Origin of the sequence: Pseudomonas fluorescens, assembly GCF_002022275.1 — a bacterium.
Taxonomy (GTDB): Bacteria; Pseudomonadota; Gammaproteobacteria; order Pseudomonadales; family Pseudomonadaceae; genus Aquipseudomonas; species Aquipseudomonas fluorescens_AJ.
In genome coordinates this window covers 200,633-219,106 of sequence record NZ_MSDF01000016.1, presented here as the reverse complement: position 1 = coordinate 219,106, position 18,474 = coordinate 200,633, and the positions used below count along the sequence as shown (strand labels likewise).

Sequence of the window (18,474 nt, the reverse complement as noted above, 5' to 3'; positions counted from 1 at the left end):
ACGCTGGTCATTTTTTGTTCACATTATAAAGTGCACACAAAACAGGCAGTTGCAGCGTGTTGAGAACGGCTCCACAAAATGGCTGTTTCGTGACAGCCCCATCCAACCGATTGTGCATAAGCATCTGGCGATAAGCGTATATACCGCGCTTTACGCACGTCTTTTTGGCGCCTTCAACAGCTGGCAAATCTCGTTGAAATCATCACTCGCCAGCCGCTTCGCCACGGTGTCCAACGGGTCGGCCGCAAATGCCAGCGCCTCGTTGATTTTCATATCGCGATGCACCGCCAATGGCGCTTTGCCAAGCCGCTGCTTGAACGCCTCCAGCATGTCGAGGCTGAAATCGTTGCTCTCATCCACTTGGTTAACCACCACATGCACAGTCGGCGGGCGTTTGCCTTCAAGGTGCGGCGCGAGCAATACATCCAGCTGATCGAGGGTAGCCAGGCACGCGGCGTCAGCCTGCACGACTACCAACACCACGTCGGCCACGTTGAGCGCCTGATGGAAATAGACGTTGTTACCGGCCGGGGTATCGATGATCACCGTCTGCCGCTCGCTCAAGCCCAGAGACGCGAGGCGCTGCGCAAGCCAGAGGGGTTCGTGCTTGAGCCAGCGCTCGAGGTTTTCCTGCTGCTCGACGGTGATGTCGCCAAAGGTCAGCACCTGGCACCCGGCGAAACCGAGCTGCTGCAAGGGCGCCCATTGCCCGTGCTCCAGGCTGGTGCGGCCGATACCCGGCATTGATGCGCTGACGCCGAAATGATGGTGCAACGCATTTTGCGGGTCCAGGTCCAGCGCCACTACCGATTCACTGTGGCGCTGCAAACCGCTGCTCAAGGCCGTGGCCAGCGTGCTGCGGCCAACACCGCCATTGATCGACACCAACGCGATTACTTTCGGGCGCAGTGCGGTGACTGGTGTCTGTCGGGAGTGAGCGTTTTCGTCAGCAGGCACGCTGCCAAAGAAGTGCATGCGCGCATCAATGCCTTGGGCATCATGGGTCACGTTCTTGCCGAACAATGTCAGCAGTTCTTTACTAAGGCTCATAGCCCATTCCTCACGACGCAACTTAAAGACGTGAAGTTCGGCAAGCAGGCACTTGTCGCAGGTCTTTTTTATAGGCGTCCCTGTTGACGCATTCTGTGACAGCCATGGCGAAGTGTCATTATTTTGATGTTTTAACTGGTTGTTTTTTAGACAAGCGGTAAATAGTCAAATTAATGGCCAGAGCTCTGCTTAGCGCAGACGCACCTTCAGCGCACGGCACAGCGCATTCACATCCTGGCTGCCGACGCTGTTAAGCACAGGGTCAAGCGGGTCATTTCCATAGGCCTGCGCTTCGCGAAACGCCGGGTCGCGGTGGACCACACCGAGCACCGCATCGCCGAGGCGCAGCTTGAACACACTGGCCATGTCCTGGCTGAACGCGTGGGTGCCATCCACTTGATTGATCACATAGAAGCGGTCGGGCGGCGACTCACCCTCAAGGTAGGGCGCGAGCACCTCATCCATCTTGGCCAGTCGGCGGAACGAAGCGGCGTCGGGCTTGACCACCACCAACACCACATCGGCCATCGACACGGCCTGATTCAAATACACCGAATTGCCGGCCGGCACGTCAATCACCACCGTATCCTGGCCATTCAGCCCGAGCCCGGCCAGGCGCTTGCCGAGAAAATCGAGGTCCTGGCCCAACCAGCGCGTCAGGCTTTGTTGTTGCACCCCATCCGTTTCCCCAAACGCCACCAGCCGGCACCCGGCAAACCCGCGCGCGGGCAACGCCTGCCAGCTTTGATTGAGCAGGCTGGTCGCACCGATACCCGGCAAATCCGCCCCCGGGCACAAGTGATGACGCAACGCGTTTTGCGGGTCCAGGTCCAGCGCCAGCGCCGGGTGCCCCTGACGCTGCAAACCACTGGCAAGCGCCGCCGCCAACGTACTGCGCCCCACACCGCCCGTCGCAGAAACCACCACCACGACCTTCGGCGCCAACGGGTCCGAATACACCTCGCCACGCGGGCCTTCGACCAACTCCGGCGGACGCAAATAATCCGCGGCACCTGCGTTCAACTGATCCAGCAAACGCTGCAAAGGCGCCGAAGGCGATTCCTGCGCCACATCCGGCTCGCTCAACGAACTCGCACCCAGTGCGGTGTAAAGTTTTGAAATGTGATCTGCACGCCCCACTGACTGCTCCCTCCTGTCGAACCGCTGAATAGATGAGGCGCGCATTGTGTGATATCAGACTGATGGTGTCAGTATTTTGGTGTTTGTAACGAAATGCTTTCAGATGAGTGGCATGACGCCATTTTTATGGCTTTTTTATATATCGTGAATATTTACTTTTAAATCAATCAACTAGCGATTTTTTGTGCGATTTTTGATCAAAACCCGCTGAATTCTGCCAAGCGGTATTCGCCTTCGTATCAGCACGTACATAACGCCCCCCCCTATACACAACGAGACAAAACCAGCACCCGGCGACACAGCCCGGATACCTCAAAGGCATTCAATGGCCCCACCCACCATTGACCTCAGAGGCCGCCCCCATGAACCCGAACAACTGGAAAACCCTCATCGCCGCCAGCCTGCTCGCCGCCAGCTTCACCGCGCACGCAGGCATCCACCACAAGCCCGACATCCAGCGCGTACTCTCCACCACCGAAGACGCCCGCTCCGGCTGCGGCGTGGTCAACGCCCACCTGACCTATCTCGACTCAAAAGGCCAGACTCAAGTGCTGAACTACCTGAAATTCACCGACGAGTGCGGCGATGGAAACTGAGCCTCCGAAAGGCCCTGTAAACCGGCCTTCCGACGACGAAAAAGCAGCGATCGCAAAAAAACCACTGCTTCTGCAAAAATAGTCAGAATTCAGGGGTTTACAGATGCTTGCCAATCGCTATAATCGTCGCCCTAACACGCCGGTATAGCTCAGTTGGTAGAGCAACTGACTTGTAATCAGTAGGTCCCGGGTTCGACTCCTGGTGCCGGCACCATACGCTACAAGGCTTAGGCCAACCTTCGGGTTGGCCTTTGTCGTTTGTGGGTTAGGAAAAAACACGAAACTGACACGTTATGAGCCTTCCTTAGCCCCCTCCTCGTTTTCGAGTCCCCTCCCGCACTACGCTTGGCTAAGAACTCTCCAACCAGTTCAAGCGGCGGCACGCCAAGAGCTTCGGCAAACTCGACCAGCTCCACCACGTCCATTCGGCGCTCACCACGCTCACATTTGGATACGAAGGTCTGTGTATTACCTTGACGCTCGGCTAGCTCTACCTGAGAGACGTGCTGCCTCTTTCTGACCGTTCGCAAGACAGCGAGTTACGTTTGGTAGTCTGAATTATGAGTGGAATTTGCCAAGGCGCAGTGACCTAGAGTTCACCGCACGTTAAAGTTCATTTCGGCATAGTCCAAAATGGATTATTTTTACTGTTCAGATTAACGAAAAGGTACCGTAGTACGCCTCCTGACCATCGTCCTCGCTGCACTTTCCATACCAGTCACCGCCTCAGCTACCCCTAACCCGACGCAGAAAGCGTCGTAACCTACCTTGTAAAAAGCGGGAGCGAGCCAAAGGTAAAAGATGCGACCTGAGCGACAGACAGGAATCTTTATATAGGTGTAATAGACGATGAGACCAGACGGGATGGATTTGCTGAATACATCTGCTCAGTCGCAAACGACCACGGGGTAACCCCGGACCTAGTCAAAATAATAGACATCGTAAAGTTACTAAAAACCGGAAGCTTTATCGAACTAGGTAAGTCTCGATGTGAGCCATGAAATTTCAAAGACACATTTTTGTGTCTCACGCCCTCACTAAGATGCGAGGCTAGACAAAATAATAGAGGCCTAGTTAAGCTAAGGTAATATACCTCTGGGGAGGCGAGTAGAAGCTCCCCAGCTTATCTGGGAAAATCATCTATTTCGGGCAAACCAAGCTGTCTACGGACTGCATTAAGGAAGATCATCTAAATGAAAGAAACTGCAGATAGCCAAGAAGATGTTACCCATCCAACAGAGCCAGTTGCAAAAGCCAAGACAAGGGCTGCGAACGCTAAAAAACCAAAAAGAGAGTTTCCACAATATAGCATTGAAGAAAGCCGTAAAATTCTCGATGCTATAAAAGATTTTAACGCGGGAAATCCATGGTCCCCGGCGGAAATAGCGAGTGCTCTTGGCTTAGGAAAAGGCGCGAATTTTTTCTACCTTACTGCATCTTCTAGGGATTACGGACTTACGATAGGCACACGAGAAAGTGCAAAAATTGAAATTGCCGAAATCGGGAAAAAATTTGCCTACCCTAAAAATCAAGAAGAAGAGTATCAAGCAGCACAAGATGCATTTTTAAATATAGAGCTATTTCGGAAAGTATTTGAATATTACCAGGGGGAGAATCTCCCAGAAATTCAGTACTTAAAAAATACTTTGAAAACGGAGTTTGGAGTAGCCGAGTCACTTCAAGATGATTTCTATGATCTTTATCAAAAAAACCTAAGCTTTCTAAAATCCGCAAAACTGAAAACAAAAGGAGATGAACGCAAACCTAGACGGGAAAGTTCAACCAGTTCATCTGAAAGCACTATAGTTTTAGGGGAATCAACCAACTCTGGCAATCTGGTCGCATTCGTCGCAATGCCCTTCTCAGAAAAAACCTCACAATATCCACAAGGCTACTTCGATGAAGTTTTGAAACACTTAATCACGCCCGCCGCGGTAAAGGCAAACTTCAACGCCCGAACCGCTAAGAAGTCAGGAAGCGAAGTTATTCAATCGACTATTGTAAATGACTTGGATTCTGCAGATCTTGTGATTGTTGACCTTTCAGAACACAATCCAAATGTCTTATTTGAACTAGGAATGAGGATCGCATTTGATAAACCTGTATGCCTAATTCGAGCAAAAGGTACCGCAGCGATATTCGATATTGATCACATGCTCAGGGTCTACGACTACAATCCGTGTCTTTGGCCCTCTACTTTAGAGCAAGACATACCAGGGCTAAGCGAGCATATTGCAGAGACGTGGGCAGGGAAAGATAGGGAGAGATCCTATCTCAGCATATTGCGAGAAAATAAGTGATATAAATCCATATCCGACCACTTGGGACATCCTCAAAAAGGAAGTCCCAAAAACTTCCAATAAGCTATTCGTCCTTTCGTGCGACCCACTGAGTGTGCTCTCGTGAGAACGCATTTTCAGCATCCCCAACAAATGATGAAAAGCTATCTTCCGTATTAGGTACGAGAGACTGCTCTCGAATAAGCCCTATCTCATTAGCAGCTAGAGAATAAGAGGCTGCCAACTCTGAAAACCGTTTAGCCTGCATCCAACTCAAGAGACTGGCTGCCGCCGCCACCAAAATATCAGTAGGCCAAAAAGGGATATCGAAGAATTTTATTCTTAGAACTGCGCAAATAACAGCAGCACTATTAACTGCAATTAAGGCGAAGAAAAAGATATTTGATGTTCTTCGATTAAAAGCAGCTTTCTTCGCATACCAGCTGAGTTGATTTCCAATCCTATTTCGTGCGTAATTTTGTTTTCTATCCTCAAGTGAAGAATTACGCATCGCAACCATAGCATCAGTAATATGTGGAGCCTCCAGATGATTGGTTAGCGCTCTTGCAACATCTGTATTTTGATCAAGAATAGCCTTCAGCCTTTTCTGAAAGCTCACCCTAGCAATTGAGTGCTCTCCATGAAATGGCTCAGCACAACAAACGTAACGCCAAGTGACCGTTTTAATTGATTCGGCGAGGGCCCGAGCCGTATACCAATATCGATCTGGCCGACGAGTAAAAAGATAAATCGAACATGAAAGAGCCCCCAACAGAGCACCTACCTGAAGAAGCGCAACACCCCAATGAGGAAAAGTCACCAGTGATAATGCTGCCGCCAACACTAGCAAAATCAAATGACTTTTTAATGCGAATAAAAAACTCTTCTGTGAATCCAATGAGAGCTCATCAGCCGATCGATATAATGCTGGAAAATCCTTATCTTGCATTTCGCACCTTCTCTTAATAGCCTAAACGGGTATAAACACCATCATTATAGTGATAGTCATCATTTTTATTCATCTTATAGTCCTCCAATGCGAATGCCACAATTTTAGGCGAGAACGGAACAAATATTGCTCCAATATTCCTTATTATTGGAGGACACGTGCTTTCAACAACACGCCTAGACTTATCAATATTTATCCCTATAATTCGACAGCCCTTCTCTAAAGCCACCTCTATTTCCCATCTGACATACTTATGCTTAGACCTAGTATCTTGGCCAATTAAAATAGCGTAAGTACCAGCCATATTTATCCGTTCCCGACACCTACGCTTTATATAATCCTCATTATTTGAATAAATCTCGGTACTCAGTTGGCAATCTACAAAATTGAAATCAATCCGCTCGTTAGCCTTCCAAGCTTGCATCAACCTAAAATAGTGAATATCGGTACTACTAAACCCAACAAATGTCCTTGGCAGCATATCCATTCCCTCGTTGATTTTTACTAGCGGAAACCATAGCACTATCCTCTCGAGTCGAATAGGTACCAGTTTCCGATTCCATCGTGAAATTTTACGGAGGACTCACCTTTAACCTCCCCAAGAGCAGCCGTTTCGGGCGTTCACTGGTAATCATATTGAACAAAGCCTTTCGTAAAAACCCAAACTAACAGTTTTTCTTCCTGCTAATACAAATATATTCCCATATGAAAACCACTAGCAAAATCTTGCTCGACCTAACACAAAAACCTAAACTTACCGATATCGAATCAGAGGAGAAACTCTCCTAACGCCTCGAAATTAATAGAGCCATCTAATTCAAATAGTCTTTCGAATACAAAATGGCAACGCCCACAGCCCGTATTAGAGCGCTCTCGCAGGAGAGTCCGTTCTAGATTGTGTGGCAATTTTTGCCGAACTCAGATGAAGGTCACTCCGAGCAAACGGCGCCCAACGGATTGCACCGTTGCTCCCATTCCAAAAATTGAAGTCATCAATAAAGGCGCCCTGTGGGAGGTCCATTGGGACTACCAGGAAGGACCGGCCAGCATGATTCTGTGCAACCGTGCTGACTACCTGCGAGGCTATTATAGATGGTGCGCTGGAGATCCTCGGGATTGAGCCCGATTGCGTGTGCTGCGCCAGCGGCGTGACCGGCACGGTAAAAAGACTGTCTCAACATCAGGCCAACACACTTTATAGCTCATTGAACCAGTTGCTGGTCCCGTTGGTAGAAGCGGAATTCGCCCGCTTGGAACGCCTCGGCGCCCTTCCTCATGTACGCAGCGCCGCTGCAAAAGTTTGAACCCCCCTCTCTCCCATGTAATAAGCCTGCCAGGCCCAGCCGGCGGGCAACTCCCTGCATATCCTGCCACACGGCCTGTACCTGAAATGACGTGCACATTCGACCGGTTGCGATTCTGAAAACCGCCTGGTTCGAATGTTTTAAAACTTTCGACCCAATGAAACTGGGGCCTCCAGCCCTGACCCGTTCGTAGCCATCTGCTGTACCGCTGTGCAACCGCACTGCACTTCTCTTCAAAATTTTGCAATCTGTGAAACCGCCGATCGCACGCAGAGCGCCCCGCCCCGCTTGGGCTGCCGGTTCGTTTGCACTACATCCGGGTTTGCACAAAAAAAGGACGCAAACCCCGTCGGCGGGAGGAGGATAAGTGCTTTATATGGTTTATTTTTCTTTTGATTGAAATTTCGCGTTAGGAACTGCTCTGTTTTGTGATCATGATCAGCAGCAGGCAGCGAAATGCTACCGCCCCCCACCAATAACCATCGGTTGAGATTAGCGGTCAGCCTATCGATGCGGAATGAACCAGTATAATTACACTGCTATGCTTACTATTCTCCCGCAGGAACGTCTGTCTGAATCCCGGCGGCTAGAGCAATGTCATATTCAAGGCTGAGGATTTGTCTGTGATTCATGAGTCCTATTATTGGAAAAACCCTCTCCTGCGATCTTCTAGATGGTTGGAAAAGGCAATAGTTGATGAGAAAACTAGCGAGCGTATTTTCGCTCGAGCTGAACGCGAGATTTTCGTCGGATTTTATGCAGTAAGGAAGCTTCTTGAAACTTTCAATCTATCAACAAAAACCAAAGCACTGAAATATGAAACACCTTTCTTTAGCGCATTTAATGAAGCCAACCCAGATTACTTCAACAGAGACAAACTCCAAAAGCACTACGACTTAAATCAACAAAAAGTTCAGACCCTTGACATAGAGTTCATCTGCAACCAAGTAATACATAGCTACATATTTATTTTTTCACTGAGTGCCATTGGATCCATTGAAGGCTTTTACCTCTCATCAGATACAATGAGAAAGAAAAAGCTTTTCTTTATACCCATCACAACGATCAGCGATATCTTGCGGACAGTCGGGAATGACTACCCTAGCGATCAACATTTGACGCGTAACCTAGAGACCGGTCAATGGACCGATATAGAATCAAAATAATAAATTAAAACTTATAGTTCTCAGTCATTGATTAGGATCGAAGCATGCATAATCTACCCGACAATCGAACTACCAAGGCTAAAACCCTATCAAAAAACAGAATTAAGGTCAGGGGATCATTATGAAAAACTTCAAATTTGCACTTTTAACTTTCATCATTACATTACTAATCGCAGGTGGCTTATATTTCTATGCGATGTATGCTGGAGGAAACTTAAAAATTAGTTCAAACAATCAAGACTGGGGCGGCTTCGGCTCTTATATTGGTGGAATAATAGCTCCCGCCGCCTCACTTTTAGCAGGCTACATGGTTTATATTAGCTTTGCTTCGAATGCCCACCAGCAAAAGTTGCTATTAGCTCGAGAATCGATCTCCAGGTTGGACTTAGTACTTGAAATAAAACTAGACACTCCCTTTAACAACCCTTGCTTTGGCGAAATTTACTATGGACTCCCGCTTAGAAGAGTAATATACGCCATATCTAACAACGAAATAACAACAACCGAAAGCATGGATAAAGCAATACTATCACTTCTACACAATGTAGCGATAATGACAAACTCCATCAGATATTATATGAATCTCTTGGACGAATTCCCCTCAACAAAAAAAGATAGTCAGTGGCTCGGCCGATTAGAACAAAGCTATTGGATTGAGAAGTACTCAGCAGTCTGCTCCCGCATGGTCAGAATCGTCGGCCAGAGTGCATTCGAAGCTAAAGCAAACCCAGAGCAAATTCAAAGTTTCAATATAGTGCTACGCGGCGAATCATAACATCCTACTTTATTGTTTCGAGTTTCTATTTATTAATAGCGGCATTACTGATTTTATATAAGAAGCCATCAGAAAGAGGCGGAGTTAGTGAAGTTAAGCGTGAGACCAACGCAACCTCAAAGTTCGGGCAGAATTGCGCGGTAAACGCGCCGCCCAATTGCCGACCTTTGATCTTCTCCGACCTGGACAGTTTTTCAATCAAGGTGAACTGGATCTAGCTGACAATCCGCGTAAGGAAATTGAAACCCTTGTCCCTCGCACTATGAAATAGGCGGTTTATAAATCCACATTTACTGGCTTTCGCCTGCATTTATCTCGTAGCGAAAGTCCGAAGGAGGAAAATAATCATGGTGCCCCCAGAAAACACAAATCACCTCGGCTATCACCGGTTTCTACAAAAACCACCCATCAACATTCCCGATTGCCCCACCCCCTCCATCACGCTACCCTCCACACGTCGCTGCCAATTCAGCGATCGGGCCTGAGAACCCGGCAAGATGCAGGCGCCACAGCGCCCCCAAAACCCGATTTGCAGGCGTTTTTTTTCGCCCCACATTTCGTGCAATGGCGGCTGTGCGTGGGAGACCTTCGGGTCTGCCGGGTTCCTGTATCTCCGGTTTCTCAGCCTGCGCACAGCTGCCACCCTTCGCCTGAGAACGAACGTGGTAGCTCTCACTCGATATGGGAGTTTCACCTATGACCGCCACAAATCCGTCCGCCCTAACCACCCTCGGCGTCACCCCGTTTTCCTTTCACTCCGACCAACCCCTATTCCGCGTCAACAGCGGCGTATCCCTGCACGAAGCCTTGCACCATGTGTCCGACCTGCTCCACGTCGCCAAGCTGCTCGCGGAAGATGCGGCGATGACGAAGGACACAGACCGTTACGCCTGGGCTTCGCATTATTTGCAGGAGATGAGCAAGGCGGTGATTGATGATGTGGTGAAGGTGTTGGCGTCGCCCTGTCATGCAGAGCAGTAAGTTATAGCTGTGGTGACCGAGCAGACGCCATCGCGGGCAAGCCCGGCTCCCACAGAAGAACGCCCCGGCCTGGGAAGGTCGGGGCTTTTTTGTGTTCATGGCTCAGGCGAACCGCCCACCTTTCCTGCGCAGGTAAATCATCTGCGCAGCTAACCCGACGACGAGCGCCACGGCGATGCTGCCCTGTGCGCCGAGCAATATCGGCGATTGCAGGTCAGTCACAAACGGATGCCCATCCGGCACGCGGCGCAGTGTTTCGGACACGGTGGGCACCATCAGGAAGAACGCTGTCAGGCTCAGGAAAATGGTTTCCAGGTACGCGCGCGCTCGTCCGAGCCATGCCACGTGCCCTACCCCATAACCCGCCGCCAACAGTGCAAGGGTGATAACGCCGATGATGTTACTGACCGGCTGTTTCGCCACCAGAAACACGCTGAATGCGCCGATCAGCATCGATGCGAGGTAGAACCTGCCTGGCGTTGAGCGTGGAACGATGCGGCCGTGGCGGATAAACATGTAGGCCGCGAAGGGGATCGCGGGGAGGCTGCCGAGGGTGTGTAGCCAGCCGAGGGTGGAGATTCCGAACATGTGAGGTGCTCCAGGTGAGTGGATGATGCGCATAAACGATCACCTTCCCAACGGGTTCGTGGTGCCGGCGTCAGCGCGTTATGATCTGGGCCTCAGCTTAGAGAGTGTGTGGGTAACCTGACATGATGAATCCCCTTGAAAACTTGATCATTCATCCGGAAATGAAGCTGGAAGGGCTGGCCAAGGGGGATCTGCTGTCCCAAGTGCTGGCGCAGATCAGATTGACCGGCGACCGCGTTTACACCGCCGCACTGAACAGCCGGCAATGTCTCGACCTCGACAAGCAGAGCGCGCATATCTGCGTGGTTCAGCAAGGCCAACTGCACCTCGAAGGTGTGGATCAACCCGCCGTGACGCTGGCGCAAGGCGACATCATTCTGCTGCCTCACGACCCCACCGGTATCACCGTCACCGCCAGCGATGGGCCTGCGGCGGTGGTGATCTGCCGCTTCTGGTTCGATGGGAACAGCTTCCAGGCGATGCTGTTTGCGCTGCCGCGGCTGATCCATATCCGTAAAACCGAGGCGGCGGATTGGGCGGAAGGCATCCTGCATTTCATGTTGCTCGAAGCCAATGACTCGCAACCAGGCGGGGCGTTGATGATTTCGCGCCTGATCGACCTCACGGTGATTCGGATTCTGCGCACTTGGGTGCACCAAAGCGCTGCGTCGGGTTGGCTCGGCGGGTTGTCGGACGCGCGTATCGCGCGGGCGTTGAAAGCGATTCACGAAACGCCGGGGCGGCAGTGGAATATTGCGGCTCTGGCGGAAATTTCCGGCATGTCGCGGTCCAATTTCTGCGACCGTTTCAGCGCGTTGGTAGGACGCTCACCGCTGCGGTATCAGAATGAATGGCGCTTGCGGTTGGCGAAAACGATGCTGGCCAAACATGACAGCCGCATCGGAGAAATCGGTTTTGCGATTGGCTATGAATCCGAGGCCGCGTTCAGTCGTGCCTATAAAGCGTTTTTCGGCCGCTCGCCCCGTGAAGACAACGCCCCGGACAGTTAAGCCCGGGGCGTATTCGGGTCAGTGCCCGGCGCTTTGCCCGCCGTCCACGTGCAGGATCTCGCCGGTCACAAACCCGGCGTTTTCCAGGTAGATGATCGCCTGGGCGATATCGCTCACCTCCCCCATGTGCCCGACCGGGTGCAGTTGCCCCAGCGCTGCGTGGGTTTCTTCGCCGTGCATCGGCGTTTTGATGATCCCCGGGCTGACGGCGTTCACGCGGATGCCGCGTTTGGCGTATTCGATCGCCAGGGATTTGGTCGCCGAGTTAAGCCCGCCTTTGGTCAAGTTGGCGAGTACCGAGGGCACGCCGTCGATGGCGTGATCGGCCAGGCTGGTGGTGACGTTGACGATGTGCCCGGCGCCGTTCTTTTCCATCTCGGCGAGGGCGAGTTGGGTGATGTAGAAGAAGCCGTTGAGGTTCACCGCGAGCACGTTGGCGTAGTCGTCCTGGGTGTAGGCGGTGAAGGGTTTGGCAATAAAAATACCGGCGTTGTTGATCAGGCTGTCGATGCGCCCGAAGGTGGCCAGCGCTTCGCGGACCACGCGCTGGGCGGTGGCCGGGTCGGCGATGTCGCCGGCCACGGTGTGGATGTTCGGGTCGGTGGACGGCTGAATCGAACGCGAGGTGGCGACAACACGGTAATCCAGCGCACGGTAGGCCTGAACCACAGCGGCGCCGATTCCTTGGGACGCGCCGGTGATGATGACGACTTTGCTCATGATGCTTCTCCGGTAGGGGCTTGGGATTTGCGGTATTGGGTGGTGGTGATGCCGGCGTAACCCCAGTTATCGGTGTCGATTTCCTCGATGACGATATGGGTCAGGTCAGGGCGTTTGTTGAGCACGCGTTCGAGGGTTTCGGTGAACTCTGCGATGACCTGGGCTTTCTGTTCCGGGGTCACGCCATCACGGGTGATGCGCAGGCTGACAAAGGGCATGGTGGTGACTCCAGTGGTCGGCCATCAGGGTGATGGGCCGGCAGTGGGGTCAATTTAGGCGTGCGCCGGGAGGGGATAAAGAGGGGCTGGAGTACTTCATTAGTGATGCGGTGTAACAAGACAGTGCGTGATTGCCAGGCATAAAAAAACCCCGAACACGTCGGGGTTTTTTATCGCCTGAAATCAGGCGCGACGCCGGATCAATTAGAAAACGTTGATCGGGTAGTCGGCGAACAGACGGATTTCGTTACCGCCTACGTTGTAGTTGCTGGCGTTGTTGGAAACGCGCAACCAGGACGCACGAGCACGCAGGCTCAGGTCTTTGGCCGGGCCGCTCTGTACCACGTACTTGAACTGGTTCCAGATTTCACGCTCGGTGCCATCGCCACGGCCGCTGCCGTCGTCGATGTTGGTACCACGCACGTAGGCAATGTTGTAGGTCAGGCCCGGTACGCCGAAGGTGGCGAAGTCGATGCCATAACCTGCTTGCCAGGAGCGCTCGTCCTTGCCGTTGAAGTCGGACCAGTAGGAGTTGGCCAGCAAGATGGTATTGCCGCCGTCGCCGATACCGCCAGCGTTGCGGTAGCCGCCGTACAGGTAGCCGGTGTCGCCGGTGCTGCGCTGGTGAGCGAGGGTGAAGCTGTGCGGGCCAACAGCCCAGGTAGCGCCCAGGCTCCAGATTTTGTTGTCGCGGGCGTCGGCGTCACCTTGGTTTTCCAGGGCGAAGCTCTTGTCCAGCTTGGTCTTGTAGCCGTTGAAGTCAAAGGTCAGCGACTGTTTCTCTGGCAGGGCCAGCACGTAGTTGACGTTGACGTATTGCTTCTTCAGCACGTCTTGCATGTTGGAGGCATACAGCGCCGCCGACAGGCTTTCGGTGAATTTGTAGCTACCACCGATGTAGTCGATGCTTTTCAGACGGCCGCTGTCGCTGCCCTCGGCGCTCTTGCGAGCTTCCTTGGTGAAGTGACCCGCGTCCAGCTGCAGGCCGGCGATTTCTTTGGAAACGATCGAAGTACCCTCGAAGGTTTCCGAGAGCAGACGGGAGTTGTCGTACTCCAGGACCGGAACGGCTGGCATCTGCTGACCGTATTTGATCACGGTGTTGGAGATGCGCGCCTTGACGGCTGCGCCGCCTTTGGACAGGTCATCGGCTGCTGCGCCGCTGTCGCCTTGCTTGAAGAAGTCGATACCGCCCGCGCCGCTGCGGCCTTTACCACCGTCCAAACGGATAGCGTATTGGCCGATCACGTCCACACCCACACCGACGGTGCCTTGGGTGAAGCCGGATTCGAACTTGCCGATGAAGCCCTGGCCCCATTCGGCTTTGTCTTGCTTGCCGTTTTTGTAGTCACGGCTGATGTAGGCGTTACGTGCTGCGATGTTCAGGTGGCTGTCGTCAACGAAACCCTTGGATTGCTCCTGGTCGTTGGCCATGACTGTCGATGCGCTCAAAATCCCCAGAGCGATCAGACTCATCCGTTGCTTCAACATGTTCTTATATTCCTTATTACTGGTTGAGTACGCGCTGTGACACCAAGCTCCGTGTCGCTTTTTTGGTGTCGACTTTTTCCAGAAAAAAGAAGGCCCGCGGACGACTGAATCGCCGCAGGCCTTTTTTTATCGGATGAGTCATGGCGGTTAGCCACAGGCGTTGGGCGCAATCCTATGCGCCGGTTGAACTATGTGTCAATTTCGTGAATCGTCTGTATTTAGGCGAAAAAAGTCTAAGGCACGCCCTTTAGAGCCCTCGCCAAAGCCTGAAAATCCTTTCTTCATACCCCGAAAACACATCGAGTAACATTTTCGACAGGCATACGTTTGTGAATAGATAACGCGCGCAAATGCAAAGCATTACCATTCGCGCGCAAATTTATTCCCACTCTTTTCGGATACATTCCCATGCCTGCCTCTCGCCTGACGCCCATCACCCTTGGGCTCTCTGTTCTGCTGTCTGCCGGTTTTGCCTGCGCCGCCACGGTGCTGCCGGAAACCTCGGTGAGCGCCGAAGCAGATGAAGATGACCCACGCGTCAAGGAAACTAGCACTGCCACACGCACCGCGACGTCGGTGCGTTATGTGCCCCAGGCCATCGACTCGGTGAAAACCGAAAGCCTGCGCGCTTACGGCACCAACGACCTGGGCAAAGCGTTGAGCGGCATCCCCAACGTCAGCAGCGGTGCCGACACGCGGTTCGACAGCTTGCGCATCCGTGGCTTCGACGCGAGCAACGACTTCTACCTGGACGGCATCCGCGACGACAGCCAATACGTGCGCGACCTGCATAACATCGAGCGCATCGAAGTACTCAAAGGCCCGGCTGCCGTGCTGTACGGGCGAGGTGGCCAGGGTGGCATCGTCAACCGCGTGAGCAAGCTGCCTCAAGCCGGTCATAAATCCAGCCTCGAAGCCCAAGGCGGCAGCGAAGATTTGCGCAGCCTGTACGCCGACCTCAGCACCGACCCGACCGACACCATCAGCCTGCGCCTGAACATGGGCAACCAGGACAACAACAGCTTTCGCGATGGCGTGAGTGGCAACCGCAAGCTGTTCGCGCCATCCATGAGCTGGCAACTCAGCCCCGAGCTGAACTGGCTGGTGCAATACGAATACAGCCGCTACAACCGCACGCCGGATCGCGGCATTCCCGGTGTCAACGGGCGCCCGGCGGACGTGAGCCGCAGCACCACCTACTTTGATAACCGCGACTACATCGACGACAAATCCCAGTCCTTGCGCTCCAGACTGGCCTACGAACTCAACGCCAACTGGCAACTGCGCCACACCCTGGGCGTGTTCAAGCTCGACAGCGATTTCGACAACACCTACCAGACCGGCTATGACCCGAAAACAAACAAGGTCACGCGCCAGCGCTGGCAACAGGACCTGACCACCCGCAACGTGTTCAACAACCTTGAACTGGAAGGCGGTTTCGACACCTTCGGTCTGGAACACCGCCTGCTCACCGGCCTCGAGCTGGGCAGCCAGCGTCGCGATCCAAAGCTCTACACCGCCACCGCCGTGAACCGGGGCGGCCAGGCGGTGCGGAGCCTGGACCTCAACAGGCCTGATCGCCACCTGAGCCACACCGGGCGGATGAGCCTTTCAAGCTATAACCACACCGAAGTCGAAAGCCGTGCGGTGTACGTGCAGGATCAACTGCGCCTCAACGATCAATGGCAAGTGCTGGCCGGTCTGCGTTACGACCACTTCGAAGTGGACACCACCAGCAACGTGCTCAACACCCGACAGGCCGTCGAAAGCCACAGTACCAGCCCGCGCGTGGGCCTGGTGTGGACGCCGCTGGAGCACCATTCGTTCTACGCCTCATGGAGCAAAACCTTTTCCCCGGCGGGGGGCGGTTTGATCGGCATCACCCCGAACGCCGCCGGCAGCGTCAACGACTTGAGCCCCGAACTGACCAAGCAAAAGGAAATCGGCGTGAAAAGCGACTGGCTCGATGACCGCCTCAGCACCACCCTCGCCGTGTACGAGCTTGAGTTGTATAACCGCCGCACCAGCGACCCGCTGGACCGCACCATCACCCTGCTCACAGGCCTGCAACGCTCACGCGGCGTCGAGCTGACGGCCACCGGCAAGATCGTCGGCAACTGGTACGTGCGTGGGGGCATTGGCTTGCAGGACGCCAAGGTGGAGAAAGACAACAATGGCTTTGAAGGCAAACGCGTCAGTGACGTGGCCAAGCGCAATGGCAGCCTGTTCATCACCTGGAAACCCGAGATGGGCTGGTACGCGGAAACCGGTTTGACGCTGGTGGGCGACCGTTATGCCGACAGCCTCAACACTGTAGTGCTGCCAGGTTATGGCCGCTGGGATGCGTTGGCCGGGTTCCGTCAAAAGGCGTGGGATGTGCGTGCGGCGCTGAACAATATCGCCGATAAGCACTACTACGAATCAGCGACCAGCGTGGCGCAGATTCAGCCGGGCGAGCCGCGTAGCCTCGTCGTTACAGGCACCTACAGTTTCTAAAGCCTAGCCTCAATCAACATGTGGGAGCTGGCTTGCCTGCGATAGCGGTGTGTCAGCTAAATATTTCCAGCTGACACACCGCTATCGCAGGCAAGCCAGCTCCCACATTTTTAGATCCCAGTGTTCTTCAGTCTTTCATCAACTCACACAACGCCAACACTTCATCCTCAGTGAACAACCCCGCCGGGTAGCGCTCACTCATCACACCGCGCAAGTCAGGCTGTTGCCTCACCTGTCGTGAGCCGTTTGCCTTCAACCAGAGCGCCAGCGCATGGATCGCGTCACCGTTGACCCGCATCGGGTGGAACGGGCGCGTGTAGATCAGGTTGATATCGGCATTCATTTCAGCGCTCTCTCCTACTGCGTGAGCGGCTAACTTACTCAAGGTTTGTGACAGAACTGCGCAGTCATCACCTTGGGTCACTGTGGCAACAACGATACAAGAGCTATGCCAATGTCCCGTGTTTATAGGCATTCGGACACAAAAAAGCCCACGACCTTGCTGGGCCGCGGGCTTGCTGTGAGCGCCATAAACGAGTGGCTTTAAGCCACTATTGCGAGCGCTGTTACAACTGCACTCAGTTTTTGTGCGGGGCTGGCTGTTGTTGGGTCAGGCAATGGATATTGCCGCCACCCAGTAACAGTTCGCGGCCCGGCACCATTACCACTTCGTGCTGCGGGAACAGGTTCTGCAGGATTTCCTTGGCCTGGCTGTCCAGCGGGTCGTCGAAGCTCGGCGCGATGATGCCGCCGTTGACGATGAGGAAGTTGACGTAGGAACCGGCCAACCGCACGGTCGGATTACGCTCTTGCGAACCGTCCACAGGGTCGACCCCGGCGCATTCCTCTTCAGTGGCATACAACGGGCCCGGAATCGGCATTTTGTGCACTGTGAACGGGCGGCCTTTGGCGTCAGTGCTGCTTTGCAGCACGTCCATGGCAGCGTGGCAGCGCGCGTAGTTCGGGTCTTGCGGGTCATCGGTCCAGGCCAGCAGCACTTCGCCCGGGCGCACGTAGCAGCAGAAGTTATCCACATGGCCGTCGGTTTCGTCGTTGAACAGGCCGTCCGGCAGCCAGATAACCTTATCCACCGCCAGGTTGTCGCCCAGAATGGCTTCGATGGCCGCGCGATCGAGGTGCGGGTTGCGATTACGGTTGAGCAGGCATTCTTCGGTGGTGATCACCGTGCCTTCACCGTCGACGTGAATTGAACCGCCTTCCAGCACAAAGCCTTCGGTGCGGTAACGCGGCGCTCGCTCGATCTCAAGGACCTTGCCACCCACCTGCGAGTCGCGGTTCCACGGCGCGTACAGGCCGCCGTCAAAACCGCCCCAGGCGTTGAAATCCCAGTTCACGCCGCGCACTTCGCCACTGTTGTTGATCACGAATGTCGGGCCGGTGTCGCGCACCCAGGCATCGTCGTTGGACATTTCCACCACGCGGATATTGGGCACGTCCAAACGCGCACGAGCGTTTTCGTACTGGCCAGCGGAAACCGCGACCGTCACCGGCTCAAAACGCGCAATGGCCTTGGCAACCGCCACATGCGCGGCCTGCGCCGGTTTGCCACCCAGGCGCCAGTTGTCCGGGCGCTCTGGCCAGATCATCCAGGTTTGAGTCTGTGGCGCCCATTCGGCGGGCATGTAAAAGCCATCGGCGCGAGGTGTGCTGTGCAAAGTGGTCATGGCGATCGGGGCTCCGAATGGGGGGT

General features: G+C 53.8%; 19 protein-coding genes and 1 tRNA gene. 9 read left to right on the top strand and 11 right to left on the bottom strand.

Annotated elements, in window-relative coordinates; all coding sequences use genetic code 11:
- Nucleotides 1-150 precede the first annotated feature (150 nt).
- Together bcsQ (BFW87_RS13075) and bcsQ (BFW87_RS13070) are read right to left on the bottom strand one after the other, a co-directional pair.
- Nucleotides 151-1,050, bottom strand: coding sequence for a cellulose biosynthesis protein BcsQ (gene bcsQ / locus BFW87_RS13075; RefSeq protein WP_078740219.1), 900 nt, complete (start codon nt 1,048-1,050; stop codon nt 151-153).
- 189 nt (nt 1,051-1,239) lie between these two features.
- The gene (bcsQ, locus tag BFW87_RS13070) at nt 1,240-2,136 is read right to left on the bottom strand and encodes a cellulose biosynthesis protein BcsQ (RefSeq protein ID WP_368483946.1); all 897 of its coding nucleotides are present in this window, start codon (nt 2,134-2,136) and stop codon (nt 1,240-1,242) included.
- A 416-nt stretch (nt 2,137-2,552) separates the two neighbouring features.
- Between bcsQ (BFW87_RS13070) and BFW87_RS13065 the strand changes: the two genes are divergently transcribed.
- Together BFW87_RS13065 and BFW87_RS13060 are read left to right on the top strand one after the other, a co-directional pair.
- On the top strand, nt 2,553-2,786 hold the full coding sequence (locus BFW87_RS13065; RefSeq protein ID WP_078740217.1) for a DUF2790 domain-containing protein: 234 nt from the start codon (nt 2,553-2,555) through the stop codon (nt 2,784-2,786).
- Between the two features lie 138 nt (nt 2,787-2,924).
- Nucleotides 2,925-3,000 (top strand) — tRNA-Thr (locus BFW87_RS13060).
- 13 nt (nt 3,001-3,013) lie between these two features.
- On the opposite strand, the gene BFW87_RS32520 is transcribed toward BFW87_RS13060, so the two are convergent.
- Nucleotides 3,014-3,316 carry a helix-turn-helix domain-containing protein gene (locus BFW87_RS32520; protein ID WP_217699418.1) on the bottom strand — a complete coding sequence of 101 codons (303 nt, stop codon included), beginning with the start codon at nt 3,314-3,316 and terminating at the stop codon, nt 3,014-3,016.
- A 663-nt stretch (nt 3,317-3,979) separates the two neighbouring features.
- On the opposite strand from BFW87_RS32520, the gene BFW87_RS32160 reads away from it, so the two are divergent.
- The gene (locus BFW87_RS32160; protein ID WP_217699417.1) at nt 3,980-5,086 is read left to right on the top strand and encodes a hypothetical protein; all 1,107 of its coding nucleotides are present in this window, start codon (nt 3,980-3,982) and stop codon (nt 5,084-5,086) included.
- A 64-nt stretch (nt 5,087-5,150) separates the two neighbouring features.
- On the opposite strand, the gene BFW87_RS13040 is transcribed toward BFW87_RS32160, so the two are convergent.
- Both BFW87_RS13040 and BFW87_RS13035 read right to left on the bottom strand, forming a co-directional pair.
- Nucleotides 5,151-6,014, bottom strand: a complete 864-nt coding sequence (locus BFW87_RS13040; RefSeq protein WP_078740216.1) for a DUF4231 domain-containing protein — start codon at nt 6,012-6,014, stop codon at nt 5,151-5,153.
- A gap of 13 nt (nt 6,015-6,027) precedes the next feature.
- Nucleotides 6,028-6,495, bottom strand: coding sequence for a TIR domain-containing protein (locus BFW87_RS13035; RefSeq protein ID WP_078740215.1), 468 nt, complete (start codon nt 6,493-6,495; stop codon nt 6,028-6,030).
- Nucleotides 6,496-7,078: 583 nt separating this feature from the next.
- Between BFW87_RS13035 and BFW87_RS31975 the strand changes: the two genes are divergently transcribed.
- From BFW87_RS31975 to BFW87_RS13010, 4 genes are all read left to right on the top strand, one after another.
- A complete protein-coding gene (locus BFW87_RS31975) occupies nt 7,079-7,318 on the top strand; it encodes a hypothetical protein (protein ID WP_176159741.1) in 240 nt (79 codons plus the stop codon).
- A gap of 623 nt (nt 7,319-7,941) precedes the next feature.
- Entirely contained in the window at nt 7,942-8,484 is a 543-nt protein-coding gene (locus BFW87_RS13020; protein ID WP_139372429.1) for a hypothetical protein, read from the top strand.
- Nucleotides 8,485-8,605: 121 nt separating this feature from the next.
- Nucleotides 8,606-9,259 carry a hypothetical protein gene (locus BFW87_RS13015; RefSeq protein ID WP_078740211.1) on the top strand — a complete coding sequence of 218 codons (654 nt, stop codon included), beginning with the start codon at nt 8,606-8,608 and terminating at the stop codon, nt 9,257-9,259.
- 696 nt (nt 9,260-9,955) lie between these two features.
- On the top strand, nt 9,956-10,240 hold the full coding sequence (locus tag BFW87_RS13010) for a DUF3077 domain-containing protein (protein WP_078740210.1): 285 nt from the start codon (nt 9,956-9,958) through the stop codon (nt 10,238-10,240).
- A 102-nt stretch (nt 10,241-10,342) separates the two neighbouring features.
- On the opposite strand, the gene BFW87_RS13005 is transcribed toward BFW87_RS13010, so the two are convergent.
- Nucleotides 10,343-10,828: a hypothetical protein gene (locus tag BFW87_RS13005; RefSeq protein WP_078740209.1), complete on the bottom strand. Its 486-nt coding sequence runs from the start codon at nt 10,826-10,828 to the stop codon at nt 10,343-10,345.
- Between the two features lie 122 nt (nt 10,829-10,950).
- Between BFW87_RS13005 and BFW87_RS13000 the strand changes: the two genes are divergently transcribed.
- The gene (locus tag BFW87_RS13000; protein WP_078740208.1) at nt 10,951-11,838 is read left to right on the top strand and encodes an AraC family transcriptional regulator; all 888 of its coding nucleotides are present in this window, start codon (nt 10,951-10,953) and stop codon (nt 11,836-11,838) included.
- Between the two features lie 18 nt (nt 11,839-11,856).
- On the opposite strand, the gene BFW87_RS12995 is transcribed toward BFW87_RS13000, so the two are convergent.
- The 3 genes from BFW87_RS12995 to BFW87_RS12985 form a co-directional block, all read right to left on the bottom strand.
- Nucleotides 11,857-12,558: an SDR family NAD(P)-dependent oxidoreductase gene (locus BFW87_RS12995; protein WP_078740207.1), complete on the bottom strand. Its 702-nt coding sequence runs from the start codon at nt 12,556-12,558 to the stop codon at nt 11,857-11,859.
- On the bottom strand, nt 12,555-12,776 hold the full coding sequence (locus BFW87_RS12990; protein ID WP_078740206.1) for a tautomerase family protein: 222 nt from the start codon (nt 12,774-12,776) through the stop codon (nt 12,555-12,557). The genes BFW87_RS12995 and BFW87_RS12990 overlap by 4 nt, the downstream gene beginning before the upstream one ends.
- A gap of 204 nt (nt 12,777-12,980) precedes the next feature.
- Nucleotides 12,981-14,267, bottom strand: coding sequence for an OprD family porin (locus tag BFW87_RS12985; RefSeq protein WP_078740205.1), 1,287 nt, complete (start codon nt 14,265-14,267; stop codon nt 12,981-12,983).
- Between the two features lie 408 nt (nt 14,268-14,675).
- Between BFW87_RS12985 and BFW87_RS12980 the strand changes: the two genes are divergently transcribed.
- Nucleotides 14,676-16,763 carry a TonB-dependent receptor gene (locus BFW87_RS12980; protein WP_078740204.1) on the top strand — a complete coding sequence of 696 codons (2,088 nt, stop codon included), beginning with the start codon at nt 14,676-14,678 and terminating at the stop codon, nt 16,761-16,763.
- Between the two features lie 127 nt (nt 16,764-16,890).
- On the opposite strand, the gene BFW87_RS12975 is transcribed toward BFW87_RS12980, so the two are convergent.
- Nucleotides 16,891-17,106 carry a hypothetical protein gene (locus BFW87_RS12975; RefSeq protein ID WP_078740203.1) on the bottom strand — a complete coding sequence of 72 codons (216 nt, stop codon included), beginning with the start codon at nt 17,104-17,106 and terminating at the stop codon, nt 16,891-16,893.
- A gap of 235 nt (nt 17,107-17,341) precedes the next feature.
- Complete coding sequence (gene aguA, locus BFW87_RS12970; protein WP_078740202.1) at nt 17,342-18,448, bottom strand: agmatine deiminase; 1,107 nt, start codon at nt 18,446-18,448, stop codon at nt 17,342-17,344.
- Nucleotides 18,449-18,474 lie beyond the last annotated feature (26 nt).